This is a genomic window from Paenarthrobacter sp. 10L412, assembly GCF_056395565.1.
The window spans coordinates 57,643-84,637 of record NZ_JBFTJT010000006.1 but is presented as its reverse complement, the minus strand read 5'-3'; the positions used below and the strand labels follow the sequence as shown (position 1 = coordinate 84,637).

Here is a 26,995-nt window from a genome sequence, read left to right as displayed (position 1 = left end):
CCATGCTGGGATTCTTGACAACAGGCCTTGTGCTGATGCTTTTGGCCGTTATTGGTGTCATTGGCTACGCACTGGGCTTGGTGCGGGGCCGGCGGGAAAGAACTCGTCCGACGCCGTCTGTCAGAATCGACGACGCCGCCACTTACCGTGCGGGGTACCTCGCCGGCCATTTGGCAGGTTGGGAGGATGCGCGAGGGCAAAGCCAGGGGCCCACAGTGCGGCAGCAACCGGCGACTGTACAGCAACCATCTGCTGTACGGCAGCCAATGCCGTTCCAGCCCCCGATCGTAAATCCTGTATTTCAGCAGACCGTGCGGACATCTGCGCCACCCGGGGTGCCGCCGTCGTACAGCCGCGTGCCTGTTCCCCAGCGAAACGTGGCTCCTTCGCCACAACAGCGGCAATACCAGCCGATGCTTCCCCCGCGTGAGAGCCCGGAAGCTGTCGCGGCGAGGAAGGAGAAGCGCGACCGCCAAAACATCAACATCACCCTGTACGTCGCGAGTCTGTTGCTTGTTGCCGCAGGTGCCCTGTTTGTTGGAACCAGCCTTCCTGGGGTTCTTCGTTTTGTGGCTATTTGGGCCATCACCATCTTGTTCTATGCTTCAGGACTCATCATCGAGCGAAGGGTGCCACGGCTTCGCCCTGCAGCCATAGCTTTTACAGGAACAGGGCTGGCCCTCGTCCCGGTTACAGGCTTGGCCATGTACAACTTTGCCCTTCATCACGGCCCCATGGCTTGGCTGGTCACTTCATTGCTGGGAACAGCTGCTTACGTTTACGCTGCGCTGCGCCTCGATAACAAGGTGCTGGCGTTGCTCTCGCTCACCTTCGTGGTTTCCACGGCGTGGTCCGGAGTATCAGTGCTTGGCGGGGCCTTGATCTGGTACTTTACGGCGCTGATTGGCGTTGCCATTCTCTTCACACTGGGTGCACTGGTTCGGCCCCGTTGGCTCCCTCTGCTCTATGTCCGTCCTCTGGCGGTGCTGCATCCGTTTGTCGTGCCGTTCGTGGGTCTCGCGGTAAGCATGACGCCCAACTTCCTGGCCAAGGGGGAGTACCCCATGGTCATGATGATGTGCGGACTCTACTTTGCCGTGATGGCGCTTGTGCAGTCGGGCCAGCACCGATTGCTCAATTTCTATGGCGCCCGAGTCGCCTTCACCCTGGCAGTGTTGGGTCTTGTGTGGGATGTCTCCGCGGATTCAAGCCACGTGGTGCTGGCTGGAATCATCTGCCTGGGGGTCCAATCGGTGGGAGTCGCGTTCGGCGGAAAACGCCTGGTTCCACGAACGTGGTGGTACGACGCCGTCTCGTGCCTTGCGCTGCAAATCGTTGCTGCGGTTGTACTCACGGTCATGCTTGGCGTGGGAAGTTTCCAGCTGCCAGAGTTTGTGCCGCTGTTCATCGCGATGCCGACCGCCATGGTGCTGGGTTGGAAGCTGGGCCAGGGGGCGGAGTTCGCACCGGCCGCCGTACTTGTTGTGGCAGCACCGTTTGTTGGGTTGCTGGGTGCGTGGCCCGCAAGCGTGCTGCTCGCTGGCGCGGCCCTCTATTGGTTCCTTCTGGGCGCCATCAAGTCGGGGCCACTTCGACATGTCTACGTCCTGGCGGGGCGGGTCGCTCTTACGCTAACGGTAACGGCGTTGGCTGCGGGCGTCTTCACCGGTCATCCGGACAGGTCTTCCTACACGTTGTTCGCTTTCGTGGCGGCGTGTGTCGTGCAGCAGCTGGTGACTGCCTTGCTTGAGGGCAACGGTGTTCGCACCGTGGGAGGACACGCGTCCACAGCGGGGTTCGGCGGGGCGGCGATGGCAGGACTCCTTGCTTTGCCCATTTTCGATGCTGCACCCGGGCGGCCCACTGTGGCAGTTGCTGTGGGGGTGGTGGTTGCCGCAGGTTTGGTCTCCGGCTGGTTGGCGTTTCCGCAGGGGAGGGACCGTAGTAGTTCCGGCTGGCGTCCCACAATAGGGGAGTTCCTGGCTCCTGCCGCCGCTACGGTGGCAGGCATCGTGGCTGGGGTTGCTGTGTCGCGGACACTAGCCAACGTGGTTCTGTTGGCCGCTGTCGTCTACTTCTGCGCCGCGGCCCTCCGGTTGTCTGCTTCCTTGCACAGGCAAAGCTACTGGTGGTTGGCGCGAGCCGCGGGAACCGTGTTGGCTGCCTCGGCCTACTACGACGCAACGAAGGACGCCGGCTTCCAGATTGCCGGTGAAGAGGTTGCCGTCGGCCTGATTGTCATCGTCATTCTTGCCCTGCAGCTGATCCTGCCACTGCGTGCGGGTTATGTTGCGAAGTCCCTGCGGCCTGCCATTATCGACGCCGGAGTGGTGCTGGCTGGGATGGTCCTGTGCAGTATGTTTCTCACCGTGGACGGGGCGCCCGGGGTACGGGAGGGCTGGCAGCCAGGTGCTGGTGCCACCATCACGGCTCTGGCGGCCGTGGCCATCAGTACGATGCTTCGAGCCCACAAACTGGGATGGTTGTTCGCTCCTGCGGCAATGGTTCTGCTGCTCGCCCTCCGGCTTGGAAATGTCAGGGATCTGGAACTTCTGCTGGGCATCTTTACGGCATACAGCGGCTTCATGGTTGCTGTGACCGGCCAGCGCCTGGCCCGCGGTGGATACCTGTTGGCTGTGCGCATTCTCTCCGGGGCCTTGGTCACGCTGGTGGTGGCCGACTTCACGGAGTCGGCTGCGGCTACATCTGTCGCTGTCGCGCTGATCCTCATCCTGCAGTTGCCAGCGCAGTTCTTTGTGCGATCCTTCCTCCAAGGGCGACACAGCGACGACCCCTTCCAGAAGGCACTGATTTGGGCAGTTCCAGGCGCACAGCTTCTTCCCCCACTGGCTTACTTGCTCGCAGCAGATTACGACGGCGGTGGCCGTTGGGTGCTCCTCGCCGAGTTGGCATTCGTGCCGGTAGCGGCCGCGATCGCGTGGCGCACCTTTGGTGCCCGGGGAGCGCAGTACTTCGGGATCGCTGGACTCACGGCAGGAGTGATCGCGGCTGGACCGTCCTTGGGTTTCCCAGCAGATACCTGGCTGTATCAGCCGTTGCTGGACAAGTATCAAGTGCCCTGGGTGCTGCTGGCGCTGGCAGTGGCTGCTGTCGTTGCAAGGGCAGTTTTCCCGCCCGTGAACGCGGGGCCGGTCATGACTGGCGAGGGTTCAGCCGCAGATATGGCCGAACGGTGGCTGTGGTTGATTTCGGCACTCGCGTTCACCACTACCGGCGGCTTGTTGGCTGTGACGACGTCACTGTCGCTCAGCGGTTTTGCCGTCCTGGTTCTGGCGTCGGTGCTGTTCGCCGCCTCGCACTTTGAGGGGATGCCCTCCCTCTATGCCGCTGCGGCGCCCGCCGCGCTGGTTGGTGCCGTGACCGCCGTCGACGGGTTGCTGGATGGCCGGGAGCTAACTGCCTGGGGTTCCTTCCTGCCATGGTTGATAGGCGCAGTGGGAACCGGGGCAGCCATGTATGTGGTCCGCAGGCTGGGCGGCCCCTTCATCGCCTCACAACCCTGGCGGCGCAACGCCCTGGTGATAACTTCGATCACGGGGCTTGTCATAGCTGCGGCCGCCGGCCTGGCACGGGACCAGACCTCGCTGCCGGGTGCGGCCCTGATCCTCGTTTCCGGGGTGTTGGTGGTTATCGAGGTCACGAACGGCAAGTGGCTGGCCGGAGAAATCGCTGCCTTGGCAGCCCTCGCGGGGTTCCAGCGGGCGCTGCTGTTTGTCGATGGCGGCTCGCCTGAATGGTTCTGGGCCGCACAATGGTACGTTGTTGCCGGCGCGGTTATGGCAGGGGTGCGCTATATGGGCCGGCAACGTTCCGAGGGACAATTGCGGCTTGCCTTCACAGCAGGGCTGCTGTCCTTGACAGCAGTGGGGACAAGTTTCGTGGGAACATCGTCCCAGCAGATATACGTCCTCGTGGCTCATGTGGTGCTCCTGGTGGCCGGACTCCTCCTGGCTGAGCGAATGTTCGTGTGGTGGGGCGCTGCGGGCGTGGCAGCCAGCATCATGTGGGCGCTGCGCAGTTACGCATTCGCGATGCTGGCACTCGTCGCCTTGGCCCTGATCGTGTTGGCAGTATGGCGGCTGAACCGAAAACCGCCGGCAGCCGAGGCCAACAATCCAACACCAGAACCCTCAGCGGCATCCAGCCGGGATGGAATCCGCTAACGTTGAACCCAATGAGAGGAGCACCATGGAATTCCTGATTTTCCTTGCCATCATCGCGGTGATCGGCGGCGGAGTGCTGTGGGGTCGCAAGTACTTCCGCAATGAAATTGAGCGCGCCAAGCGCATCAACCGCGCCAACAAAAACAAGTAGCCCCGATCGGGAGTTAACCCACGTGGGCTAGGGTTCCCGGTGGCGTGCACGCCCCAGTGCCCGGTACCAGTAAAACGAGTCTTTGGGTGTGCGCTCCAAGGTGTCGAAGTCCACATGCACCAAGCCAAAGCGTTGCGAGTACCCTGCCGCCCACTCGAAATTGTCCAGCAGCGTCCACACGTAGTAGCCGCGGAGTTCGACGTCCTCGGCGATGCCGCCCGGTCCGGTAGCAGTCAGCGCGTGGCCAAGATGCTCCGCCAGGTAGCTGATCCGGTTATGGTCCTGTATGGGCCCATCCACGTGCGAAGGCTCGGGGAAACTGGCCCCTCCTTCGGTGATATAGACCGGTGGAAGGGCGTCGCCGTAGCGGTCCTTCATCTCGCGGAGCAGTACCGCCAAATGCTCCGGCGCCACCGGCCAGCCGAATCCAGTGGTTTCGTACTCCTGGTAGGCGGCCAGGTGAAATGGCACTTTCGTCATTTCGACGGCAGTGCCTGTGGGGATCTCCGCCGGTCCGCGCCCCGCAGCAACCTTGACCGGGTAGTAGTAGTTGAGCCCATAGAAGTCCAGTGGCTGGCTGATCAACTCAAGGTCACCATCCCTGATGGTTCCCAATGACCGGAACCAGGGTTTCATGGGCAAAGGTGGCCTGGGGTACTGACCCAGCAGGACGGCGTCAGCATATATGCGGTTGAGGAGCAGATCGAAGGACTGGGCCATCAAACGGTCCGAGAGGCTGTTGCTCGCTGGGCGGACGGGGGAGTGCATGTTGGAGATGCCGATCTGCCCCTTCACCCCGGCTTCACGCAGGGCGCGCACTGCCAACCCATGACCGAGCAGTTGGTGATGGGCGGCCGGCAAGGCGTCGAACAACAACTGGCGCCCTGGCGCGTGGACGCCCAAGGCATAGCCCTGGAGCGTGACGGAAACTGGTTCGTTCATGGTGACCCAGTGCTCCACGCGGTCCCCAAAGCGCTCCGCTGCAGCGCTGCAATAGACGGCAAAGCGCTCCGCTGTATCCCGATTCATCCAGCCGCCCGCGTGTTCAAGTTCCAGAGGAGTATCCCAATGGAACAGGGTTGCCATGGGCGAGATACCGGCAGCAAGGAGTTTGTCGATCAGGCGATCGTAAAAGTCCAGCCCACGCTGGTTGATTCCGCCCTTGCCGCCGGGCTGGATCCTGGGCCAGGAAAGAGAGAAACGGTACGAATCGATGCCGAGTTCCTGCATCAGGGTGACATCTTCGTCGGCGCGGTTGTAGTGATCGCAGGCTATGGTGGGGGAGTCGGCGTCGACGATTGCTCCCGGCTTCTGTGCGAACGCATCCCAGCCCGAAGGTCCCCGCCCGTCAGCGGTTACAGACCCTTCAATCTGGAAGGCGGCGGCCGCGACTCCCAGCGTGAACCCTGGACGTAGGCGCGCGGCCAGATCTTCCACGGAACCCGTATCCTGGGCGGTCATTCCACTATCATCCATAGCGGGTGGCGGCTGTGGCAATGCCCCTTCGGGCCCCGATTGGCCTTTGGCCTTTATTTCCGCCATACTGGATGAGTTGTTCAAGCGCTTCTTCGTGTCCCGATCCGGATAATGCCGGGTGTCAGGGTCCAGGCTGAAGCCCAAACATAACCCTGAACCCCATGGAATGCGGTCGAGTTTGCGTGAAAATCGCGACACGCCCGACCGCGGGGGTCGGTGCGCCGGCAGGTTGAGGAACCCGGAATGATCCGGATTCAGCTTGTGCGGCGTGTGGTGGTAAAACCTCAAACGCTTCGGCGGCCACGCCAACAGGTAAGTAAACAGAGCAGCCCTAACTAGAGCAGCACTAGCTGAAAGAGAGTCAGGCGACATGGCGGGACAAAAAATCCGCATCCGGCTGAAGTCATATGACCACGAGGTCATTGATGTTTCAGCGCGGAAGATCGTTGAGACGGTCACGCGCGCAGGCGCAACGGTAGTCGGCCCGGTGCCGCTTCCGACGGAGAAGAACGTGTACTGCGTTATCCGCTCTCCGCACAAGTACAAGGACAGCCGTGAGCACTTCGAAATGCGTACTCACAAGCGTCTGATCGACATCATCGACCCCACGCCGAAGGCTGTTGACTCGCTTATGCGTCTCGACCTGCCTGCAGACGTGAACATCGAAATCAAGCTCTAGGGAGGTGCTGAGAGACTATGACCGCAACCCGTAACGTAAAGGGCCTGCTGGGCACGAAGCTCGGCATGACCCAGGTCTGGGACGAGAACAACAAGCTCATCCCGGTAACTGTCGTCCAGGCTGACTCCAACGTCATCACCCAGCTGCGCAACGCAGAGGTAGATGGCTACGTCGCCGTCCAGATCGGCTACGGCCAGATCGACCCCCGCAAGGTCACCAAGCCGCTGGCTGGTCACTTTGAAAAGGCAGGCGTAACTCCTCGCCGCCACGTTGTCGAACTGCGTACCGCAGACGCCGCATCCTACGAGCTGGGCCAGGAGCTCTCTGTTGAGATCTTCGAAGCCGGCCAGAAGATCGACGTCGTCGGCACCTCCAAGGGTAAGGGCTTTGCCGGTGTTATGAAGCGTCACGGCTTCCACGGCGTTGGCGCTTCCCACGGTGCCCACAAGAACCACCGTAAGCCTGGCTCCATCGGTGGCGCATCCACCCCGAGCCGCGTCTTCAAGGGCCTGAAAATGGCCGGCCGCATGGGCGCCGAGCGTCACACGACGCTGAACCTCACGGTTCACGCTGTTGACGTTGAGAAGTCGCTGCTCCTTATCAAGGGTGCCGTCCCCGGTGCCCGCGGCCAGGTCGTACTCGTACGCACCGCCGTGAAGGGAGCCTAGTTAGATGACTAGCACTGTCAAGGTAGACCTGCCTGCAGAGATCTTCGACGTCCAGACCAACGTGCCGCTGCTGCACCAGGTCGTCGTCGCACAGCTCGCTGCTGCCCGCCAGGGTACCCACAAGACGAAGACCCGCGCCGAGGTTTCCGGTGCAGGTCGCAAGCCGTTCAAGCAGAAGGGCACCGGCCGCGCCCGTCAGGGTTCCATCCGTGCTCCTCACATGACCGGCGGTGGCGTTGTCCACGGTCCGACCCCTCGTGACTACAGCCAGCGCACCCCCAAGAAGATGAAGGCTGCTGCTCTCCGCGGCGCCCTGTCTGACCGCGCCCGCAACGGTCGCATCCACGTCATCGCTGAACTGGTAGCCGGCACCAAGCCGTCCGCCAAGGAAGCACTGGCTTCGCTGCGTGCAGTCTCCGAGCGCAAGAACCTGCTCGTTGTTATCGAGCGCGCCAACGACGTCGCTGCACTCTCCGTGCGCAACCTCGCAGATGTTCACGTTCTGTACGCAGACCAGCTGAACACCTACGACGTTCTCGTTTCCGACGACGTGGTCTTCACCAAGGCTGCTTTCGAGGCGTTCGTCGCTGACAAGGCTAAGAACGAGGAGGCCTCCAAGTGAGCGTAACCACCATCAAGGACCCGCGCGACGTCGTGCTTGCACCCGTCGTATCGGAAAAGAGCTACGGTCTGATCGACGAAGGCAAGTACACCTTCCTGGTGGACCCTCGCTCGAACAAGACCGAGATCAAATTGGCCGTAGAGAAGATCTTCTCGGTCAAAGTTGACTCGATCAACACCATCAACCGTGCCGGTAAGCGCAAGCGCACCAAATTCGGCTGGGGACAGCGCAAGAGCACCAAGCGTGCAATTGTCACCCTCAAAGAAGGCACAATCGACATCTTCGGCGGTCCGCTCGCGTAGCGGAGACCACTTTAACGAGGAAATAAATTATGGGAATCCGTAAATACAAGCCGACTACCCCGGGCCGTCGTGGCTCGAGCGTAGCCGACTTTGCTGAAATCACGCGATCGACTCCGGAAAAGTCGTTGCTGCGTCCGCTGCACAAGACTGGCGGCCGTAACAACTCCGGTAAGATCACCACCCGTCACAAGGGTGGTGGGCACAAGCGCCAGTACCGTCTGATCGACTTCCGTCGTCACGACAAGGACGGCATCAACGCCCGCGTTGCCGAAATCGAGTACGACCCGAACCGCACGGCTCGCATCGCACTCCTGCACTACGTTGATGGCACCAAGCGTTACATCATCGCTCCTAACAAGCTGTCCCAGGGTGACTTCGTCGAGGCTGGTCCTGACGCTGACATCAAGCCGGGCAACAACCTGCCGCTGCGCAACATCCCGGTTGGTACCGTTATCCACGCAGTTGAACTGCGTCCGGGTGGCGGCGCCAAGATGGCACGTTCCGCTGGTGCTTCGGTACAGCTCGTTGCCAAGGAAGGCCGCTTCGCCCAGCTGCGTCTGCCCTCCGGGGAAATCCGCAACGTTGACGTGCGCTGCCGCGCAACCGTCGGCGAGGTCGGCAACGCCGAGCAGTCGAACATCAACTGGGGCAAGGCCGGCCGTATGCGCTGGAAGGGCGTTCGCCCGACCGTCCGTGGTGTAGCCATGAACCCGGTTGACCACCCGCACGGTGGTGGTGAAGGTAAGACTTCCGGTGGACGTCACCCGGTTAACCCGAACGGCAAGCCCGAGGGCCGTACCCGCCGTCCGAACAAAGAGAGCGACAAGCTTATTGTTCGTCGCCGCCGTACTGGCAAGAACAAGCGATAGGAGCCTGGACACATGCCACGCAGCCTGAAAAAAGGTCCTTTCGTTGACCAGCACCTCTTTGTGAAGGTCGCACGGGAAAACGATAAGGGCACCAAGAACGTCATCAAGACCTGGTCCCGCCGTTCGATGATCATCCCCGACATGCTCGGGCACACGATCGCCGTACACGACGGACGCAAGCACATTCCGGTGTTTGTCACTGAGTCGATGGTCGGGCACAAGCTCGGCGAATTCGCTCCCACGCGGACATTCCGCGGCCATGTTAAGGACGACCGTAAGGGCAAGCGCCGCTAGGCGCCTGACTTTACGTCTTAGACGAGAGAAGGAAAGCAATGGAAGCCAAGGCTATTGCGCGTCACATCCGCGTAACGCCTATGAAGGCCCGGCGCGTCGTCAACCTTGTTCGTGGTAAGCAAGCGAATGAGGCTCTGGCAATTCTGAAGTTTGCCCCCCAGGCAGCTTCGGAGCCGGTATTCAAGGTACTTCAGTCGGCAATGGCCAACGCACGTGTCCTCGCGGACCGTGACGGCGTTGCATTCGACGACAGCGACCTGTTCATCAGCGAAGCATTCGTTGATGAAGGCCCGACCATGAAGCGGTTCCAGCCGCGTGCCCAAGGCCGCGCCTACCGCATTAGGAAGCGGACCAGCCACATCACCGTGGTCGTCGCAACCCCGGAGAAAGAGGAGGCTCGCTAAGTGGGACAGAAAGTAAACCCGCACGGGTTCCGACTCGGCATCACCACCGACCACGTTTCGCACTGGTTTGCTGACAGCAACAAAGCCGGACAGCGCTACAAGGACTTCGTCCGCGAGGACATCAAGATCCGTCAGCTCATGTCCACTGGCATGGAGCGCGCCGGCATCGCCAAGGTTGAGATCGAGCGCACCCGTGACCGTGTCCGCGTGGATATCCACACGGCACGCCCGGGTATCGTCATCGGTCGCCGTGGCGCCGAGGCAGACCGCATCCGCGGCGAGCTCGAAAAGCTCACTGGCAAGCAGGTTCAGCTGAACATCCTCGAGGTCAAGAACCCCGAGATGGAAGCACAGCTTGTTGCCCAGGGCATCGCTGAGCAGCTGACTTCCCGCGTGGCTTTCCGCCGTGCGATGAAGAAGGCCATGCAGTCCGCACAGCGTGCGGGTGCCAAGGGTATCCGTGTTGCTTGCTCGGGTCGTCTGGGTGGCGCAGAAATGTCCCGCTCGGAGTTCTACCGCGAAGGCCGTGTGCCCCTGCACACCCTCCGCGCGAACATCGACTACGGCTTCTACGAAGCCAAGACCACCTTCGGCCGCATCGGTGTGAAGGTTTGGATCTACAAGGGTGACGTAACCGCCAAGGAACTGGCTCAGCAGGCAGCTGCTGCTCCGTCCCGTGGCCGCGCAGGAGACCGTCCGGGCCGCCCGGGTGGCGACCGCCGTCGTCGTAACGACCGCCCGGCCGCTGACGCAGCACCGGTTGCTGCAGAGGCTCCGGCCGCTGAAGCTGCTGCTCCGGCAGCAGAAGGAGGAGAGGCTTAAATGCTTATCCCACGTCGAGTCAAGCACCGTAAGCAGCACCACCCGGGTCGTTCCGGCGCTGCAACGGGTGGCACCAAGGTCAGCTTCGGTGAGTACGGTATCCAGGCCCTGAGCCCGGCATACGTGACGAACCGTCAGATCGAGTCCGCCCGTATCGCGATGACCCGCCACATCAAGCGTGGCGGTAAGGTCTGGATCAACATCTACCCGGACCGTCCGCTGACGAAGAAGCCTGCTGAAACCCGTATGGGTTCCGGTAAGGGTTCTCCGGAATGGTGGGTCGCAAACGTCAAGCCGGGCCGGGTTCTCTTCGAACTCTCCGGTGTCAATGAAGAGGTAGCTCGCGAGGCCCTGCGCCTGGCAATCCACAAGCTCCCGTTGAAGGCACGCATTGTGCGTCGCGAAGGTGGTGAATAGAAATGGCAGTAGGGTCGAAGGATCTCGCACCCGCACAGCTGGACGGTTTCGACAACGAGCGTCTCGTTGAAGAACTCCGCAAGTCCAAGGAAGAGCTGTTCAACCTGCGTTTCCAGTCCGCCACCGGTCAGCTGGAGAACCACGGTCGCCTGCGTGCGGTAAAGAAGGACATCGCACGCATCTACACCGTTCTGCGTGAGCGCGAGCTGGGCATTCGTGCCGAGGTTGCCGCACCGGTTGTGGAAGCCAAGGAAGAAAAGAAGTCCAAGAAGGCTGCCAAGGCTGAAACTGCCGAAGCTGAAGCTGGAGAGGACGCCAAGTGAGCGAGAAGGAAACTGTGACGGAAGCAGCAGCCAGCGCTGAACAGCGCGGTTACCGTAAGACGCGTCGCGGCTACGTTGTCTCTGACAAGATGGAAAAGACCATCGTTGTTCAGGTTGAAGACCGCGTGAAGCACGCTCTGTACGGCAAGGTTATTCGCCGCACTTCGAAGGTCAAGGCTCACGACGAAGAGAACACCGCCGGCATCGGCGACCTCGTTCTCATCTCTGAGACCCGCCCGCTGTCCGCTACCAAGCGGTGGCGCCTGGTGGAGATCCTCGAAAAGGCCAAGTAAATCCGACGCCGGGCTTGCCCGGTTGGGATTCAGTGAAAGGGTCCGCGTTCTGCAAGGAACGCGGGCCCTTCCGCGTTCCCAGCACGTTTCGGAAAGACCAGCGAAACATGCTAGGATATTGAGTTTGTATGGCGCCATTTGTGCGTCATCGACTACCTCGTAAACAATCGTGCCGCTGCATACTGCCCCGCGCAGAGTTTTCTGCAAGGGAAGCTGATGCTCGTGGCACGGGCGTTTAGGCCTGTTCTGGCAAAATCCAGGCAGGTCAAGAGACACCCCGATCAACCGTTCCGCAAGGCTCATTCCGTATGCATGATTTCGGTCTGAGAACCGGCGCGACGCAAGGAGTAAAAATTGATTCAGCAGGAGTCGCGACTCAAGGTCGCCGACAACACGGGTGCTAAGGAAATCCTTACCATTCGCGTTCTCGGTGGATCCGGTCGTCGCTACGCAGGCATTGGCGACGTCATCGTCGCTACCGTCAAGGACGCTATCCCTGGCGGCAACGTAAAGAAGGGTGACGTCGTCAAGGCTGTCATCGTTCGTACCAAGAAGGAACGCCGCCGTGCGGATGGTTCCTACATCAAGTTTGACGAAAACGCAGCTGTGATCCTGAAGAACGACGGTGACCCCCGCGGTACCCGTATCTTCGGCCCGGTTGGTCGTGAACTTCGCGACAAGAAGTTCATGAAGATCGTTTCGCTGGCCCCGGAGGTGCTTTAGTCCATGGCTAAGATCAAAAAGGGTGACCTCGTTCAGGTCATCACCGGCGCCAAGCAGGAACGTGGCGGCGACCGCGGCAAGCAGGGCAAGGTCCTGCGCGTATTCCCGGACACCAACCGCGTGCTGGTAGAGGGAATCAACCGCGTCACCAAGCACACCAAGGTCGGTCAGTCGCAGCGCGGCACCAAGACCGGTGGCATCGAGGTCGTTGAGGCTCCGATCCACGTTTCCAACGTTGCTCTGGTTGACCCGTCGACCAAGAAGCCGACCCGTGTTGGTTTCCGTCTCGACACCGTTGAGAAGGATGGCGCTACCAAGACCGTCCGTATCCGCGTGTCCAAGGCCACCGGGAAGGACATCTAATGACTGAGACTCTCGAGACTCCAGTAAAGATCGTTCCGCGTCTGAAGACGAAGTATGCAGAGACCATCAAGAAGTCCCTGCAGGACGAGTTCAGCTATGCGAACGTGAACCAGGTTCCCCGCCTGGTGAAGGTTGTTGTGAACATGGGTGTTGGAGATGCCGCCAAGGACTCCAAGCTGATCGACGGCGCTGTCCGCGACCTCACCCTGATCACCGGCCAGAAGCCGCAGGTAACCAAGGCCCGCAAGTCGATCGCACAGTTCAAGCTGCGCGAAGGCATGCCGATCGGTGCACACGCAACCCTGCGTGGAGACCGCATGTGGGAATTCGTGGACCGTCTGGTTTCGCTGGCTCTGCCGCGTATCCGTGACTTCCGCGGCCTCAACGGCAAGCAGTTCGATGGCAACGGCAACTACACCTTCGGTCTGACCGAGCAGGTTATGTTCCACGAAATCGACCAGGACTCCATCGACCGCGTTCGCGGTATGGACATCACGGTCGTCACCACCGCCAAGACCGACGACGAAGGCCGCGCGCTGCTCAAGGCGCTTGGTTTCCCGTTCAAGACCGAAAACTAACTACGTAACAGGTCCGGCAGCGCAGGCTCGAAAGAGCAAGCGCAGCGGAAACCGTTATGAGGAAGGGCTATAGCCCAAATGACTATGACAGATCCTGTCGCAGACATGCTCACGCGTCTGCGCAATGCAAACTCGGCATACCACGACACCGTGACCATGCCGTACAGCAAGCTGAAGGCACGCGTTGCTGACATCCTGAAGGCAGAAGGCTACATTGCCGGCTGGAAGGAAGAAGACGCCGAGGTTGGCAAGAAGCTGACCATCGACCTGAAGTTCGGTCCGAACCGCGAGCGTTCCATCGCTGGCGTCCGCCGCATCTCCAAGCCGGGCCTCCGCGTTTACGCGAAGTCCACTAACCTGCCGCACGTGCTGGGTGGCCTGGGTATCGCTATCCTGTCCACCTCTTCCGGCCTCCTGACTGACAAGCAGGCCGGCAAGAAGGGCGTGGGCGGCGAAGTCCTCGCGTACGTCTGGTAACGGGAAAGGAAGAGAATAATGTCACGTATTGGACGTCTCCCCATCACCGTTCCTGCCGGAGTTGAGGTCAAGCTCGATGGCTCCTTCATCAGCGTCAAGGGTTCCAAGGGAGAGCTGAGCCACACTGTAGCCAGCCCGATCGAGGTTTCCCTGGAAGAGAACACTCTCACGGTCACCCGCCCGAACGACGAGCGCAACTCGCGTTCGCTGCACGGCCTGACCCGCACCCTGATCGCCAACATGATCCAGGGCGTTACCGAGGGCTACGAGAAGAAGCTTGAAATCGTTGGTACTGGTTACCGCGTTCAGGCAAAGGGTTCTGACCTGGAGTTCGCTCTTGGCTTCAGCCACCCGGTTAATGTCTCGGCACCCGAAGGCATCACCTTCGTAGTAGAGGGTCCGACCAAGCTCTCTGTTGCGGGTATCAACAAGCAGCAGGTCGGCGAGGTTGCTGCCAACATTCGCAAGCTGCGCAAGCCTGACCCCTACAAGGGCAAGGGTGTCCGTTACGCCGGCGAAGTCATCCGCCGCAAGGTCGGAAAGGCTGGTAAGTAAACCATGGCCATCGCAATTAACAAGAAGCGTACGAACAAGAGCAAGTCTGCTGCACGCAGCCGTCGCCAGCTTCGTATCCGCAAGCGCATCACCGGTACGGCTGTACGTCCTCGTCTGGTCGTCAACCGTTCGGCCCGTCACATCTTCGTCCAGGTTGTCGATGACAGCAAGGGTGTAACCGTGGCTTACGCTTCCACCCTGGAAGCTGACCTTCGCGCACTCGACGGAGACAAGACTGCCAAGGCCAAGCGCGTCGGCGAGCTCGTTGCCGAGCGTGCCAAGGCTGCAGGCGTCGAAGCTGTTGTCTTCGACCGTGGCGGTAACAAGTACCACGGCCGCATCGCCGCCGTCGCTGACGGTGCTCGCGAAGGTGGGCTGGCACTGTGACCGTTGAAAATAACGAAAAGGACATTCAGGTGACTGAAGCTGTAGCTGCTGAAGCAACTGAGACCGCACCCGCTACCGATGACCGCCGCGGCGGACGTCGTGGCGAGCGCGGCGAGCGTGGCCAGGGCCGCGGCGACCGTGGTGGCCGTGGTGGCCGCGACGGCGGTCGCGAAGCCGAGAAGAGCCAGTTCGTAGAGCGCGTTGTAACCATCAACCGCGTTGCCAAGGTCGTCAAGGGTGGTCGTCGCTTCAGCTTCACCGCACTCGTCGTCGTCGGTGACGGCAACGGCATGGTTGGCGTTGGCTACGGCAAGGCCAAGGAAGTTCCCGCTGCTATCGCAAAGGGCGTTGAAGAGGCCAAGAAGTCCTTCTTCCGCGTTCCCCGCGTTGGCAACACCATCCCGCACCGTGTGCAGGGTGAGGCTGCTGCAGGCGTTGTCCTGCTGCGTCCGGCTTCCGCTGGTACCGGTGTTATCGCCGGTGGTCCGGTCCGCGCGGTACTGGAGTGCGTGGGTATCCACGACATCCTCTCCAAGTCGCTCGGTTCCTCCAACGCGATCAACATCGTTCACGCGACCGTTGCCGCTCTGAAGCAGCTCGAAGAGCCCGCTTCCGTGGCTGCCCGCCGTGGCCTGCCGCTGGACGAGGTTGCTCCGGCTGCTCTGGTGCGCGCGCTCCAGAACCAGAAGGCAGGTGTTTAGTCATGGCTAAGAACCTGACTCCCTCCGACGCCAAGTTGGAGATCACCCAGATCAAGGGCGTCATCGGCGCCAAGCAGAACCAGAAGGCTACCCTCCGGTCCCTCGGCCTGAAGCGCATCGGACACACCGTTGTCCGTGACGCCGACGCCGTGACCGTTGGAATGCTCAACACGGTTCCGCACCTCGTGAATGTAGAGGAGGCGAAGTAATGGCCGAGAACAAGACCGCTGCAGAGGCTGCCGAGAAGCAGAACGCTCTGAAGGTCCACCACCTGCGTCCCGCCCCGGGTGCCAAGACCACCAAGACACGTGTTGGTCGTGGTGAAGGCTCCAAGGGTAAGACCGCTGGTCGCGGTACCAAGGGTACGAAGGCCCGCTACCAGGTAAAGGCTGGCTTTGCCGGCGGCCAGCTGCCGCTGCACATGCGCCTGCCGAAGCTGCGCGGCTTCAAGAACCCGTTCCGGGTTGAGTTCCAGGTTGTGAACCTGGACAAGCTCAACGAGCTGTTCCCGGAAGGTGGCGCTGTCACCGTTGAGTCCCTGGTTGAGAAGGGTGCCGTTCGCAAGAACCAGCCCGTCAAGGTCCTGGGCACTGGCGACATCACCGTCAAGGTTGACGTCACCGCCCACGCTTTCTCTTCCAGCGCTGCTGAAAAGATTGCTGCAGCAGGTGGAAGCACCACTGCTCTCTAAGAGCCAGTGGGGCTGATTCCCCGTTGTAAAAAAGATCCCGGTATGCGGGGCTTCGGCCCCGTATACCGGGATTTTTTGCGTGAAAGTGGACTCTCGATTATTACGACGGCGTCACAAGCAGCTAGACTCGGTTGTTGGGTTTCATTGAGCCCATCCACATCCTTGTACTTTCTACTCAGGAGGACGCTTGCTAAGCGCATTCGGCCGGGCGTTTCGGACGCCTGATTTGCGACGCAAGTTGTTGTTCACGCTGGGAATCATCACAATCTTCCGCTTGGGAGCTTTCATCCCCTCGCCTGGTGTGAACTACCAGAATGTCCAGCAATGCTTGAACAACGGTGACACCTCGCAGGGCATTTACCAGCTGGTTAACTTGTTCAGCGGCGGCGCGTTGCTGCAGGTCTCGATCTTTGCACTGGGCATCATGCCCTACATCACGTCGAGCATCATCGTTCAGCTGCTCCGGGTGGTCATTCCCCGGTTCCAGCAGCTCTACGAAGAGGGCTCCTCGGGCCAGTCGAAGTTGACCCAGTACACCCGGTACCTCACCATCGCGCTCGGACTCTTGAACGCCACCACCCTGGTGTCCTTGGCGCGGTCCGGCCAGCTTCTTCCGGGCTGTAACCTCCCGATTATTCCTGATGACAGCATCATTACGACACTGCTCATCATCATCACGCTGACGGCCGGTACGGGCCTCATCATGTGGATGGGCGAGCTCGTTACGGAGAAGGGTGTGGGCAACGGAATGTCGCTGCTCATCTTCACCTCCATTGCTGCGGGCTTCCCGCGTTCGCTTGGTTCCATTTGGGAGACGAAGGGACCGGGAACGTTCTTCATCGTCCTGGCAATCGGCTTGCTCACGGTGGCCCTGGTGGTCTTCGTGGAGCAGTCCCAGCGCCGGGTTCCCGTCCAGTACGCCAAGCGCATGATCGGACGCCGCACCGTGGGTGGCACAAGCACCTACATCCCCATCAAGGTGAACATGGCCGGCGTCGTGCCCGTCATCTTCGCTTCCTCCATGCTGTACCTGCCGGGCCTGATTGCGCAGTTCAACCAGCCGAAGGCAGGGGAGCAGCTGGCGCCGTGGGTTGAGTGGATCAACAACAACCTCACCCGTGGCGACCACCCCATCTACATGGCGCTCTACTTCGCCATGATCGTGTTCTTCACCTACTTCTACGTGGCCATCACCTTCAACCCTGAAGAAGTGTCGGACAACATGAAGAAGTACGGCGGGTTCATTCCGGGCATCCGGGCGGGTAAACCGACCGCGGACTACCTGCAGTACGTGCTTTCCAGGATCACCTTGCCTGGAGCCTTCTACCTGGGCTTCGTGGCGTTGATTCCGCTGGTTGCACTCGTCCTGATCAACGCCAACCAGAACTTCCCGTTCGGTGGCACGTCAATCCTGATCATGGTGGGTGTCGGTCTGGAAACCGTCAAGCAGATTGATGCGCAGCTACAACAACGTCACTACGAAGGGCTTTTGCGATGACGAGAATGCTGATCATTGGACCTCCCGGTTCGGGTAAGGGTACGCAGGCTGAGCGGATTTCCGAGCGCCTCGGCGTAGTCGCCATCTCCACCGGCGACATCTTCCGTGCCAACGTAAAGGGCGAAACCCCTTTGGGCATCGAAGCCAAGAAATACATGGACGCAGGGGACTTCGTTCCGGACAGCGTCACGAACAACATGGTTCGCGACCGCCTGAGCCAGAGCGACGTCGAGAATGGCTTCCTTCTGGATGGTTACCCGCGCACCACCGCGCAGGTTGACTACCTCGACCAGATCCTCGCTGAAGGCGAGCAGGAGCTCGACGTCGTGCTCCAGCTGACTGCCGACGACGAAGAACTGGTGTCACGCCTCCTGGGCCGTGCGAAGGAAACCGGGCGCTCTGACGACAATGAGGCCGTCATCCGTCACCGGCTGGACCTTTACCACGAGCAGACTGAGGCCGTTGTTGCCAAGTATGCCGAGCGCGGCATCCTGACGCAGGTGGATGGAATCGGCGGCATCGACGAAGTCACCGACCGCGTCCTCACCGCCATCGAGTCGGCCAAGGCCGTCTAGTAGGGCTTTTCCACATAGCCGGATCATCGGCGCTGGAGCAAAAGGGTGTGTCCCGTACCATTGGTGCGGGACACACCCTTTTCGTTTCGCGGCAGTTTTTGGGGGAACCGCATGCAGACAGCTCATTCCGGACACAGCAGGATTGCAGGTTTGGAGGTTTACCTTCCACCTGCGCGCCTGGACACTTCCGCCGTCGAACGCCGTATTGGTGAGTCGAGTCCGGGGTTCAGGGTGCCCAAGGGCTTGATCTCCCGTGTTACCGGCATCCGTTCCAGGAGCGTCATGGCCGACTCCGAGCAAGCATCGGACCTTGCGGCCAATGCAGCGGCAAAGCTCCTTGCTGAATGCGGGCTTCAAGCTCCGGACATAGACCTGCTCATCTTCGCGTCCGCCAGCCAGGACATGGTGGAACCGGCCACGGGCCACATGGCCGCCGCCAAACTCGGACTCGGCTGCCCTGTGATGGACGTGAAGAATGCATGCAACAGTTTCCTGAACGGCTTGGAAGTAGGCGATGCCCTGATTGCCACGGGACGGTATGCCAGGGTCCTGGTGGTCACAGGGGAATCGCCGTCGCGGGCGATCCGTTGGAGGGTTCCGGACTTTGACACTTTCGCGTCAAGCTTTCCCGGGTACACCATGAGCGACGGCGGCGCGGCAGTGTTGCTCGAACCTGCGGATACAGCGCCACTGGAGACGGACCGACTGGAGGTCGGTCCGGGAGGCATTCTTGGCATGGGCTTCACTGCCCGCAGCAGCCACTGGTCGGTCGGCACCCTGGCTGCAGGTGGATCCGCGTATCCGCGCGATCCGGAAGCGACCTATTTCACCATGGACGGGGAGAAGCTCAAGGACGCGTTTCTGGATCTGGGCTGCGGCGTCCTGGACGAAACATTGGACCGGCTGGAACTGCAGTGGACGGACTTCGCCGTGGTTTGTGTGCACCAGGTGAGTGCACCGTACCGGGAAATCTTTGCGGACCGGGCCGGTGTTCCGAGGGAGCTTCTGGTTCCATCTGTAGAGGACTTCGGAAATTTGGCCTCCGTTAGCTTGCCCCTGCAACTAAAACTTGCCGTGGACAGTGGCCGCTGCGGCCCAGGAGATCTCGTGGCCTTGGTGGGACTCGCCGGCGGCGTGAGCCTGGGCATGGCGGTGGTGCGGCTATGACGCTGGAACGCCCTCTGGGAAGCACAGCCCCTACCCGGCCGCTGTCCATCGCTGTGCCCATGCTGAACGAAGAGAAGCTGGTCCGGCAGACGCTGGACTCTTTTGCGGCCCAAGAGCATCAGGACTTCACGGTGGTGGTGGTCGACAATGGATCGACGGACGCCAGCTGTTTGATCGTGGCGGAGTTCGCCGCGGCTCATCCCCACATGGATATCAGGCTTGTGCATGAAGCCGAGAAGGGGACGGGCGCGGCCGCAGACACGGGCATGCGCTTCGGTGTGGAGCACGGCGCAACGCGGCTCGCCCGGACGGATGCCGATTGCCTCGCTGCGCCGGATTGGACCGCCAAAATTGTTCAGGCGTTCGACGACGGTTTGGAACTCATCGCCGGCCAGCTTGTGCCCCGCGAGGACGAAGGGATCAGTTCCGGGGAGCGGAGGATGATGCTGCTCGCAGTCGAGATCGCATCTTTCTTCGGCCGGATCCGCCCCGGCAATAAGGGTGACGGGTACCTGGGCCCTTATCAGATGCTTCCAGGGTGCAATATGGCGATCACGGCAGACATGTATCACCGTTCCGGTGGATTCCCGCGGACCAGCATAGAAGACCTCCATGAAGACCGCGCACTGTCCAACCGCGTGCGAAAGCTGACCCGCAATTACGCGTTGCGCCGGGATGTTGTGGTGTACGGCTCCTCACGGCGGGTCAAAGCCTGGGGCTTGAAGAACACCCTGGCTTGGTATGCGGACCACCGGTACCGCCCAGAGCACGTGGACATCCGGTGACGCCGTGACATCCAACGGAGGGATTCCCAACGGCAGAATGTCCAGCGGCAGGATGCCCAGCGGCGTCATGAGCAAGGCCGAACGCTGGGAACAGCTTGTTCAGCTGGGGGCGCATCCACTGCTGTACCCGGCGATCCGGGGGCTGGGCAGCATGCGGCCGGTGATGCGTTTGCCCGGCCTGGGGATCCTCGTCAGCGAAGCTGCCTTGGTGCGTGACGTTCTCATGGATAGCCAGCGTTTCATTAAGAACGGACCGTCGGGTTCGGGTGCGCTCTGGACTCCCGTAGTGGGGCCAAAGGCGTTGGTGAACATGGACGGCACGGAGCACAGGGAGCTGCGGCGCAAGCTCGCTGACCTCTTCACTCCAGGCTCGGTGGCGGCGATTGTCGAGCCGGCTGCTGCTTCGCTTCATGATCGCGTACACCACGGATTGGACGCAGGTGGCCACGTGGATCTGGTGGACTGCGTCAAGGAGCTTGCTGGGGGAGTCATCTCCAGGCTGCTGGGCGTGCCGGATGATGCACCTGGCCGGTTGCCCAACAGGGAACTCTTCAATTTAGGGTCTTCCATCTCGTCACTCGTCCGCCTGGGGCGCCCCACGCTGACGGTGAGGCAGGTCGCGAAGGGAAGATCCGCCGTCGGGGTTTTGGCAGGACCGGCGCGGGAAGCGTACCGGAAGAGCGACCCCCAAACGTTTCCTGGTCGGCTGCGCGCACTCGGCATGACCGAGGAAGAAGCCATGGGCATCATCAGCGCGTTCGTGATGGTGGGAACAGAGACGTTGGTGTCCTTTGTTCCACGGCTGATTGCCCTGCTCGCTGACAGCGGACGCATTGCGGGCCTCGTTGAGGATCGGTCCGGTGTTGCTTCGGCCGTGAACGAGGCATTACGGTTCACCGTGCCGTCCCCGATGATGCTGAGGGATGCTGTTTCTCCTTGCACCCTTGGCGGAGTCGCTGTCCGTGCCGGTGACCGTCTTTTGCTATCGACAGTTCACGCGTCTAAAAGCCTCGGCGGATTCGAGCCCGGGATTCCCACCCCGCCGCATGCGCGTCAGCTTTGGTTCGGTGCGGGTCCGCACTTTTGCATCGGCATGCCGTTGGCCATGGCCGAGATCAATGCGACGTTGTCGTTGCTCTTGGACAGGCATGCCCGACATCCGTGGGTCGTCTCGTCCCGGCAAGTGAGCAAGGGTGTGCTCATTCCCGGGTACAGGAAGTTGGAGCTGGTCAATGCCTGATGACGCATTGTTGGAAGATAGTGTGTCCGGCACCGATCTCATCGAGGCCGTCTATGCCGCAGCTGGGCGCGTGCCAAACAGCCCAGCGATCACGGCGCCCGGCAGATTTTCGCCTTGGAACCATGCTCCAGGGCGACTACGGCGTCCAGGTCGGTTGCGACCGGGACGGTCCATCACATACCGGGAACTGGTCAAAGGTATAGATGCTACTGCTCGGCATCTCCAGGATGATGGCTTCGGTGCCGGTGAACGGATGCTGTTCTCAGTCCGCCCCAGCCCAGCAGCGTTCATCCTGGCCCTGGGGGCCGTCCGGGCCGGTGGTTCTGTGGTGTTCATCGATCCAGGAATCGGGCCGTCGCTTTTCCATGATCGGGCCAGGCTGGCTGCCCCGCAGTGGGCTGCCGCTGAGTCCCTTCTGTACGCGCTGAGTACCAGGAGCCCACTGCGGCCGCTGGCCCGGCGGAGGGGTTTGCTGCTGCCGGATTACGGAGCCATGGACGTCCGGCACTACTATTCCGGCCCATGGCTCCCTGGCGTTCCCCGAGGCGCGACGCCGGTGAAGCGACTCGCCAGTCCGGCGCTTCATAGGGATAGTGTTCCGCCTTCTGCAGGGGCTTCCTCCGGGCAGGAAGCCGTGATCATTTTTACGTCAGGGACCACCGGTGCGCCCAAGGGCGTAGTACATACGCGGGGTTCGCTTGGGGCAGGATTCGAGCAGCTCAACCAGCGCTGTACCTTTGGCGAGGGCGATCGCATCCACTCCGAGCAGCTGATGATGGGCTTGCCGGCACTCATCGCCGGCGCGCACTGGACCATGCCCGGCTATGGCTTCTCCGCGCACATTGATCCTCTTCGCTTGGCACGCGAGCTTGGGCCGGTGGCTGGCAAAGAGAACTCGTACGACGGCGCGACGCACCTTTTCCTTGTGCCCTCCCAGTTGGGGCCCATCCTGGATGCGGTCGAGGACGGCAGCGTCAGGCTCCCCGGAACACTGCGGACAGTCATGCTTGGAGCCGCGCCGGTGCTGGCTCCCTTCCTGAAACGGGCAACGGCCCTGCTCCCCGGCGTCGAGTTCAAACTCATCTACGGCATGACGGAGTTGCTGCCAATCGCCGTCGCTGATGGTCGCGAGAAGCTGGCCTTCGCGTCTGGCGCTGAAGCCGAATTCACGTCGCCGGACGGCAGCGGCGAAGGTGATTTCCTCGGAGATCCACTGCCCGCCGTCGGCATACGGGTGGGGGAAGACCACGAACTGTACGCCCGGGGACCGAACATGTGTCACGGATATCTGGGCGAGGAAGTCATGATTGAGCACGCCACCGGAGACCTGGTGCGGCTGGACCACGGTGCGGGAGGCCCCGGAACGGGTCCCGCGCGCTTGGTCATGATCGGGCGCAAGAAAGACATGATCATCCGGGGCAAGACCAACATCTACCCTGCACTGTATGAACCGCTGATCACTTCCGTGCCGGGAGTTCAGCAGGCCGTCATGGTGGGGGTTCCGGACGGGATCGGTGATGAAGCTGTGTGGCTGGCGGTCGTGCCTGCACAGGGGAAATCAGAGGCGCAGGGAGACCCAAGGACAAAGGGGCAATCAGTGGGGCAGCTGAAAGCAAAGTTAACCAAGGTCCTCCCGGAGATGATTGACGAATCCGCTCTCCCCGATCACATCGAAATCCTGGACGCCATCCCCTACAGCGGACGCCACAAAAAGCCGGACCGGGAAGCACTGCGACGTGCATTTGCCCGCAAGTCCGCTGACAAAGCCGGGGCGCAGTGAAAATCGCGGTTACCGGGGCCACCGGTTTCATCGGGGGAGCAGTAGCTACTGCCGCCGAGGCCCAAGGCTGGGAAGTTGTTCGTTTCGCACGGCGCCAAGGCCCTGCCCTGACGTATTGGGACCTAAATGGTGTGCCGCCTGGCCGATTGTCGGCCGTGGACGCGGTGATCCACGCCGCCGCGCACGTGGCGGACTGGGGCGCCGCCCGCACGTTCTACCGCACGAATGTGCTGGGTACCCGTGCCGTGGCTGAGGCCTACCCAACAACACGACTGGTGCACATTTCCAGTTCCAGCGTCTACCCGTGGTGGGAGGCCTGTACCAACCGCGGTGAAGAAGACGTGGTTATGCGCCACCTCAACGCATATGCAAGGAGCAAGGCGCTCGCCGATGTGGAAGCCCGACGGCATCGCAATGCAGTGGTTCTTCGGCCACACGGAGTTTACGGACCGGGGGACCGGACGCTGCTGCCGCGCCTGATCAGCAATATCCGCCACGGACGGCTTCTCACCGTGGGCCATGCCGGTATTCGTCATCAGCTCACGCATGTGGACAACCTGACAAAGGCAGCGCTGGCAGCTTGCCAGTCCGATGCCCGCGGGGCTATCAACGTGGCCGACGCGAAGCCTGTGGAGCTCGGCACCGTGCTCAGGCAGGTGCTTGCTGTCACTGGCCATGCCGGGGTGGGCATCAGGTACGTCCCCGAGCCTGCTGCCATGGCTCTTGCCGGTATTTCCGAAGCCGCTGCCCTCGTTTCCGGACGGGCACCACGCCTCACGCGCTATGCCGTCAGCCAGCTCGGACGGGACAGAACTTACCGTTTGGACCGCCTCCGCGACGAGCTGGGAATCGAACCAATTTCGACCATGCTCTCCGATGCGGGAAAATGGTTGGAGCACGGGGCCTGATCGGCTCCTACAGCAAACCATCCAGAGGAGAACATGGCGTTCGGTCAGCCCCGCATCGAATACAAAACCAACGAGCAAATGCGCAAGATGCACGAGGCCGGTTTGGTCCTCAGCCGTGCCCTTGACGCTGCCGTTGCGGCGGCCAAGGCAGGCGTCACTACCAAGGACCTCGACGACATTTTCGCGGCAGTCCTGAATGACGCGGGGGCCAAGTCCAACTTCCTTGGCTACCACGGCTTTCCCGCCACCATCTGCACGTCAGTCAACGAGGAAGTCGTCCACGGCATCCCCGGGAACCGTGTCCTCAACGATGGCGACATTATTTCCATCGACGGCGGCTGCATCGTTGACGGATGGCACTCGGATTCCGCCCGCACCGTCATCGTTGGCACGGCAGATCCTGAGGACCAGCGACTCTCGGATGTCACCGAGGCCGCCATGTGGCGAGGAATCGCTGCCCTGGCCAAGGGCAAGTTCGTGGGCGATATTGGCAATGCGATTGATGACTACGTTTCTTCCGTCCCCGGTAAGCCCTTGGGCATCCTGGAGGACTACGTGGGCCACGGCATCGGTTCGGAAATGCACATGGCCCCGGACGTCCTGAACTACCGCACCAATCACCGAGGTCCGAAGATTCGCGCGGGGCTGTGCCTCGCGATCGAACCCATGCTGGTGCGCGGTGGCATCGAGACCGCCACGTTGGACGATGACTGGACCGTTGTCACCACCGACGGCAAGCGCTCCTGCCAGTGGGAACACTCGGTGGCCGTGCACGAAAAGGGCATCTGGGTCCTGTCCGCCCCAGACGGAGGCGCCGAGCAGTTGGCGCCGCTCGGCGTCGTGCCCGTCCCGATCCCGTAACCGGGCGAGGCCGGCTGCTGGCCCAGGCGTGCTGCGCCGACTTAGCGCAGTGGGAAACTGGGCGGGAGCAGTTGCTGCGTTGGCCGCTTGGCATGGTCCGAGAGGCTCAGTGAAGCGATGTAGTGGTCCAGGAATTCCTGTGCGCGCGCCCGGTAACCGGTGGTGTCAACGGTGACTACTTCACTGTTCTCCACGATGGTGCGGCCAGCCACCACAACACGCGAGATGTCACGGCCGTCGGCGTTCATCACCATGGTGCGGATGGGGTCCCCGTACGGTCCAATGTGCTGGCCAGTCAGATCCAGAACAAAGTAGTCTGCCTGGGCTCCGGCCGCCAGGCGGCCGAGATCCGTGCGGTCCAGCGCTTCTGCCGGGTCCAGGGTGGCTGATCGGAAGAGATCCGCAGCCTGGGCGCTTGTGCGGTCGCCCGTGACCGACTTGGTCATACCCATGGCCAGATCCATGGCGCGGATCATGTTCGGCGGGGCGGAGTCCGTCCCCAGCACCACCCGGATGCCCCTTTCGCGGTAAGAGTCATAGTTGTCCAGCATGCCGCCGTAGTGGGCCATCGGGATGGGACAGAGCAGGACACTCGCGCCGGATTCCGCGAGCAGTTGGAGGTCATCCCCGGTGCCGAAGGCCTTGGGCATGAGCGGATGCCCCGGAACCGTCCATGCATGGGGAATGAAGGTCTTCCCGGTGAGGAAGCCCAGATCCGCGAGGTAGGGCAGGGAACGCTTTCCTGTGCGGGCGATCATGGCTTCTATTTCGAAGAGTCCCTGTGCGGCATGCAGACGGACGGGAATGCCCAGCTCATCCGCGGCCTTGCGGGTCAGACGCAGTGTCTGTTCGGTCTGGGTCTCTATCCGCGACGGAAGCAAAGCCGTGCGGATCAGCCCGCTGGCACGTCCTTCGAAATCCTGGGCGAAGCGGATGGCGTCCTCAAGTCCGTCCAGGCCCCGCCGTTCGTCCTCGTGGAGCAGCACATTGCTGCCGTCCGTGTAGGGCACGGCTGTGCGATAGCTGGGGCCCAGGTAGGCGCGGAGGCCAATTGCCTCCACAGCCTCGGCTGTATCGGCCATGTCCTGATAGTCCTCGCACCACTCGTGATAGCTCTCCGAGGCGATGGGCATGAGGGTGGTGATGCCGTTGCGGACCAGTTGGGATAATGCGAATTCGCGTCGGAAGCGGGTTTGGTCCCGGGTAAAGACGGCTCCGTGGTCCTTGAGGTATTCCTCAGACCACACCATGCCCAGGCGGCGGGAGGCATCCGGCCAGGAATCGAAGATTGCATGGTCGATGTCCGCCAGCGCGTTGAGGTCGATGAAACCAGGGGACACAATGGCTTGCCCGGCGTTGATCTCAACGTCCACACGCCCGGCGTAGTCCCGGCCCACGAACAGGATGGTTCCGTCGTCGTGGACAAGTTCGGCATCAGGCATGATGCAGTGGTCGCCGTCCGCGTAGCCGATCACGAACGCCGCCTTGAGGCGTGTGATCACTTGTTCTCCAGGTCGGACGCCTGGTTGTCCAGGATGGTTCCGGCTACGAGCATCGCGTCTTGCACTAATCCGTCGCGGATGGCTTCGAAGAGGTCGTCGTGATGGTCATGTCCTGTGCTTGCGGCACGGTCCAAGCCGGCGGGGGAGGTCCAGGAACCGTCAATGCTGGCGGCCAGGGAACCGTAGATGCCAGCCAGGAGTTGGTTGTGTGCGGCGTCAACCACAGCGCGGTGGAAGTCGATGTCGGCTTCCCGGAAGCCGTCATCGTCCCGTGATTCCGCGGCAGCGCGACGGCGGTCAAGGGCGTCCTGGAGCTTGTCTAGGTCTGTCTGGTCCCGGCGTTGCGCGGCCAAAGCTGCTGCCGGTACGTCGAGGCTTCGCCTGACCTCGACCGCCTCGAAAGGGTCCGCGTCCTGGAAGCCTTTTCGAAGGGCGATCTCCTGCTCATCGACTGCTGCGACGAATGTCCCGTCGCCTTGCCGGGTCACGAGGAGTCCCGCGTGCACCAGCGCGCGGAGAGCTTCGCGCAAAGGAGCGCGGCTCAGTCCCAAGGCTCTACCGAGTTCGGGTTCGGGCGGAATCCGGTCGCCCAGACCCCATTCGCCTTGGCGAATCCGATGACGGATGTCATCAATCGCTTCGTCGACCACACTGCGTTTGCCGTTCACCGCCATGGTGCCCCCTCAGTTTCCCTACGTCC

Annotated in this window: 33 protein-coding genes; 30 read left to right on the top strand and 3 right to left on the bottom strand. The window is 61.7% G+C overall.

The genetic code is table 11. From position 1 onward, the window contains the following. Positions 1-2: 2 nt before the first annotated feature. Positions 3-4,184, top strand: coding sequence for a hypothetical protein (locus tag AC1DD7_RS08465; protein WP_477514590.1), 4,182 nt, complete (start codon positions 3-5; stop codon positions 4,182-4,184). Positions 4,185-4,209: 25 nt separating this feature from the next. Beyond that, a complete protein-coding gene (locus AC1DD7_RS08460) occupies positions 4,210-4,335 on the top strand; it encodes a hypothetical protein (RefSeq protein WP_263422265.1) in 126 nt (41 codons plus the stop codon). A gap of 27 nt (positions 4,336-4,362) precedes the next feature. On the opposite strand, the gene AC1DD7_RS08455 is transcribed toward AC1DD7_RS08460, so the two are convergent. After that, entirely contained in the window at positions 4,363-5,796 is a 1,434-nt protein-coding gene (locus AC1DD7_RS08455) for a GH1 family beta-glucosidase (protein ID WP_477514589.1), read from the bottom strand. Positions 5,797-6,181: 385 nt separating this feature from the next. On the opposite strand from AC1DD7_RS08455, the gene rpsJ reads away from it, so the two are divergent. The 28 genes from rpsJ to map all read left to right on the top strand — a co-directional run bounded on the left by rpsJ (position 6,182) and on the right by map (position 24,793). Then, complete coding sequence (gene rpsJ / locus AC1DD7_RS08450) at positions 6,182-6,490, top strand: 30S ribosomal protein S10 (protein ID WP_003803825.1); 309 nt, start codon at positions 6,182-6,184, stop codon at positions 6,488-6,490. Positions 6,491-6,507: 17 nt separating this feature from the next. Then, the gene (rplC, locus tag AC1DD7_RS08445) at positions 6,508-7,158 is read left to right on the top strand and encodes a 50S ribosomal protein L3 (protein ID WP_026539807.1); all 651 of its coding nucleotides are present in this window, start codon (positions 6,508-6,510) and stop codon (positions 7,156-7,158) included. A 4-nt stretch (positions 7,159-7,162) separates the two neighbouring features. Continuing rightward, on the top strand, positions 7,163-7,780 hold the full coding sequence (gene rplD, locus AC1DD7_RS08440) for a 50S ribosomal protein L4 (protein ID WP_216925087.1): 618 nt from the start codon (positions 7,163-7,165) through the stop codon (positions 7,778-7,780). Beyond that, positions 7,777-8,082, top strand: a complete 306-nt coding sequence (gene rplW, locus AC1DD7_RS08435; protein ID WP_011775593.1) for a 50S ribosomal protein L23 — start codon at positions 7,777-7,779, stop codon at positions 8,080-8,082. The genes rplD and rplW overlap by 4 nt, the downstream gene beginning before the upstream one ends. A 29-nt stretch (positions 8,083-8,111) precedes the next feature. Then, the gene (gene rplB, locus AC1DD7_RS08430) at positions 8,112-8,951 is read left to right on the top strand and encodes a 50S ribosomal protein L2 (protein WP_011775592.1); all 840 of its coding nucleotides are present in this window, start codon (positions 8,112-8,114) and stop codon (positions 8,949-8,951) included. A gap of 12 nt (positions 8,952-8,963) precedes the next feature. Continuing rightward, on the top strand, positions 8,964-9,245 hold the full coding sequence (gene rpsS / locus AC1DD7_RS08425; protein ID WP_011775591.1) for a 30S ribosomal protein S19: 282 nt from the start codon (positions 8,964-8,966) through the stop codon (positions 9,243-9,245). 38 nt (positions 9,246-9,283) lie between these two features. Further along, entirely contained in the window at positions 9,284-9,649 is a 366-nt protein-coding gene (gene rplV / locus AC1DD7_RS08420; RefSeq protein WP_090817766.1) for a 50S ribosomal protein L22, read from the top strand. Beyond that, positions 9,650-10,471, top strand: a complete 822-nt coding sequence (gene rpsC, locus AC1DD7_RS08415) for a 30S ribosomal protein S3 (RefSeq protein ID WP_216925088.1) — start codon at positions 9,650-9,652, stop codon at positions 10,469-10,471. It begins immediately after the preceding gene. Then, positions 10,472-10,888, top strand: a complete 417-nt coding sequence (rplP, locus tag AC1DD7_RS08410) for a 50S ribosomal protein L16 (protein ID WP_003803795.1) — start codon at positions 10,472-10,474, stop codon at positions 10,886-10,888. 2 nt (positions 10,889-10,890) lie between these two features. Next, positions 10,891-11,211 carry a 50S ribosomal protein L29 gene (gene rpmC / locus AC1DD7_RS08405; RefSeq protein WP_275959788.1) on the top strand — a complete coding sequence of 107 codons (321 nt, stop codon included), beginning with the start codon at positions 10,891-10,893 and terminating at the stop codon, positions 11,209-11,211. After that, a complete protein-coding gene (rpsQ, locus tag AC1DD7_RS08400; protein WP_142938371.1) occupies positions 11,208-11,504 on the top strand; it encodes a 30S ribosomal protein S17 in 297 nt (98 codons plus the stop codon). The genes rpmC and rpsQ overlap by 4 nt, the downstream gene beginning before the upstream one ends. Before the next feature lie 354 nt (positions 11,505-11,858). After that, positions 11,859-12,227, top strand: coding sequence for a 50S ribosomal protein L14 (gene rplN / locus AC1DD7_RS08395; RefSeq protein WP_003803789.1), 369 nt, complete (start codon positions 11,859-11,861; stop codon positions 12,225-12,227). A gap of 3 nt (positions 12,228-12,230) precedes the next feature. After that, complete coding sequence (gene rplX, locus AC1DD7_RS08390; RefSeq protein ID WP_062073171.1) at positions 12,231-12,590, top strand: 50S ribosomal protein L24; 360 nt, start codon at positions 12,231-12,233, stop codon at positions 12,588-12,590. Next, positions 12,590-13,168: a 50S ribosomal protein L5 gene (gene rplE / locus AC1DD7_RS08385; RefSeq protein ID WP_011775585.1), complete on the top strand. Its 579-nt coding sequence runs from the start codon at positions 12,590-12,592 to the stop codon at positions 13,166-13,168. The genes rplX and rplE overlap by 1 nt, the downstream gene beginning before the upstream one ends. A gap of 78 nt (positions 13,169-13,246) precedes the next feature. After that, on the top strand, positions 13,247-13,645 hold the full coding sequence (rpsH, locus tag AC1DD7_RS08380; RefSeq protein WP_216925090.1) for a 30S ribosomal protein S8: 399 nt from the start codon (positions 13,247-13,249) through the stop codon (positions 13,643-13,645). Between the two features lie 18 nt (positions 13,646-13,663). Then, positions 13,664-14,200 (top strand): 50S ribosomal protein L6, encoded by a 537-nt coding sequence (gene rplF / locus AC1DD7_RS08375; RefSeq protein WP_477514588.1) that lies wholly within the window; start codon positions 13,664-13,666, stop codon positions 14,198-14,200. A 3-nt stretch (positions 14,201-14,203) separates the two neighbouring features. Continuing rightward, the gene (gene rplR / locus AC1DD7_RS08370) at positions 14,204-14,587 is read left to right on the top strand and encodes a 50S ribosomal protein L18 (protein ID WP_223933973.1); all 384 of its coding nucleotides are present in this window, start codon (positions 14,204-14,206) and stop codon (positions 14,585-14,587) included. Positions 14,588-14,616: 29 nt separating this feature from the next. Next, on the top strand, positions 14,617-15,288 hold the full coding sequence (gene rpsE / locus AC1DD7_RS08365; protein WP_431115938.1) for a 30S ribosomal protein S5: 672 nt from the start codon (positions 14,617-14,619) through the stop codon (positions 15,286-15,288). Positions 15,289-15,290: 2 nt separating this feature from the next. Then, complete coding sequence (rpmD, locus tag AC1DD7_RS08360; RefSeq protein WP_216925092.1) at positions 15,291-15,497, top strand: 50S ribosomal protein L30; 207 nt, start codon at positions 15,291-15,293, stop codon at positions 15,495-15,497. Further along, positions 15,497-15,979 carry a 50S ribosomal protein L15 gene (rplO, locus tag AC1DD7_RS08355; RefSeq protein ID WP_224164997.1) on the top strand — a complete coding sequence of 161 codons (483 nt, stop codon included), beginning with the start codon at positions 15,497-15,499 and terminating at the stop codon, positions 15,977-15,979. Before rpmD ends, rplO begins: the two co-directional genes overlap by 1 nt. Before the next feature lie 187 nt (positions 15,980-16,166). Next, positions 16,167-17,477 carry a preprotein translocase subunit SecY gene (gene secY / locus AC1DD7_RS08350; RefSeq protein WP_216925094.1) on the top strand — a complete coding sequence of 437 codons (1,311 nt, stop codon included), beginning with the start codon at positions 16,167-16,169 and terminating at the stop codon, positions 17,475-17,477. 5 nt (positions 17,478-17,482) lie between these two features. After that, on the top strand, positions 17,483-18,052 hold the full coding sequence (locus AC1DD7_RS08345) for an adenylate kinase (RefSeq protein WP_224091119.1): 570 nt from the start codon (positions 17,483-17,485) through the stop codon (positions 18,050-18,052). A gap of 111 nt (positions 18,053-18,163) precedes the next feature. Beyond that, positions 18,164-19,219: a 3-oxoacyl-ACP synthase III family protein gene (locus tag AC1DD7_RS08340; protein WP_477514587.1), complete on the top strand. Its 1,056-nt coding sequence runs from the start codon at positions 18,164-18,166 to the stop codon at positions 19,217-19,219. Then, complete coding sequence (locus AC1DD7_RS08335; RefSeq protein ID WP_477514586.1) at positions 19,216-20,004, top strand: glycosyltransferase family 2 protein; 789 nt, start codon at positions 19,216-19,218, stop codon at positions 20,002-20,004. The genes AC1DD7_RS08340 and AC1DD7_RS08335 overlap by 4 nt, the downstream gene beginning before the upstream one ends. Positions 20,005-20,008: 4 nt before the next feature. Further along, on the top strand, positions 20,009-21,244 hold the full coding sequence (locus AC1DD7_RS08330) for a cytochrome P450 (RefSeq protein ID WP_477514585.1): 1,236 nt from the start codon (positions 20,009-20,011) through the stop codon (positions 21,242-21,244). Continuing rightward, complete coding sequence (locus AC1DD7_RS08325; protein ID WP_477514584.1) at positions 21,237-23,024, top strand: class I adenylate-forming enzyme family protein; 1,788 nt, start codon at positions 21,237-21,239, stop codon at positions 23,022-23,024. The genes AC1DD7_RS08330 and AC1DD7_RS08325 overlap by 8 nt, the downstream gene beginning before the upstream one ends. Continuing rightward, complete coding sequence (locus AC1DD7_RS08320) at positions 23,021-23,932, top strand: NAD-dependent epimerase/dehydratase family protein (protein ID WP_477514583.1); 912 nt, start codon at positions 23,021-23,023, stop codon at positions 23,930-23,932. Before AC1DD7_RS08325 ends, AC1DD7_RS08320 begins: the two co-directional genes overlap by 4 nt. A gap of 33 nt (positions 23,933-23,965) precedes the next feature. Beyond that, positions 23,966-24,793, top strand: coding sequence for a type I methionyl aminopeptidase (gene map, locus AC1DD7_RS08315; RefSeq protein ID WP_477514582.1), 828 nt, complete (start codon positions 23,966-23,968; stop codon positions 24,791-24,793). A 41-nt stretch (positions 24,794-24,834) separates the two neighbouring features. Here map and AC1DD7_RS08310 read toward each other — a convergent pair whose 3' ends face one another. Continuing rightward, the gene (locus AC1DD7_RS08310) at positions 24,835-26,295 is read right to left on the bottom strand and encodes a chlorohydrolase family protein (RefSeq protein ID WP_477514581.1); all 1,461 of its coding nucleotides are present in this window, start codon (positions 26,293-26,295) and stop codon (positions 24,835-24,837) included. Continuing rightward, positions 26,292-26,969, bottom strand: coding sequence for a FadR/GntR family transcriptional regulator (locus tag AC1DD7_RS08305; protein ID WP_477514580.1), 678 nt, complete (start codon positions 26,967-26,969; stop codon positions 26,292-26,294). Before AC1DD7_RS08305 ends, AC1DD7_RS08310 begins: the two co-directional genes overlap by 4 nt. Between the last annotated feature and the right edge of the window lie 26 nt (positions 26,970-26,995).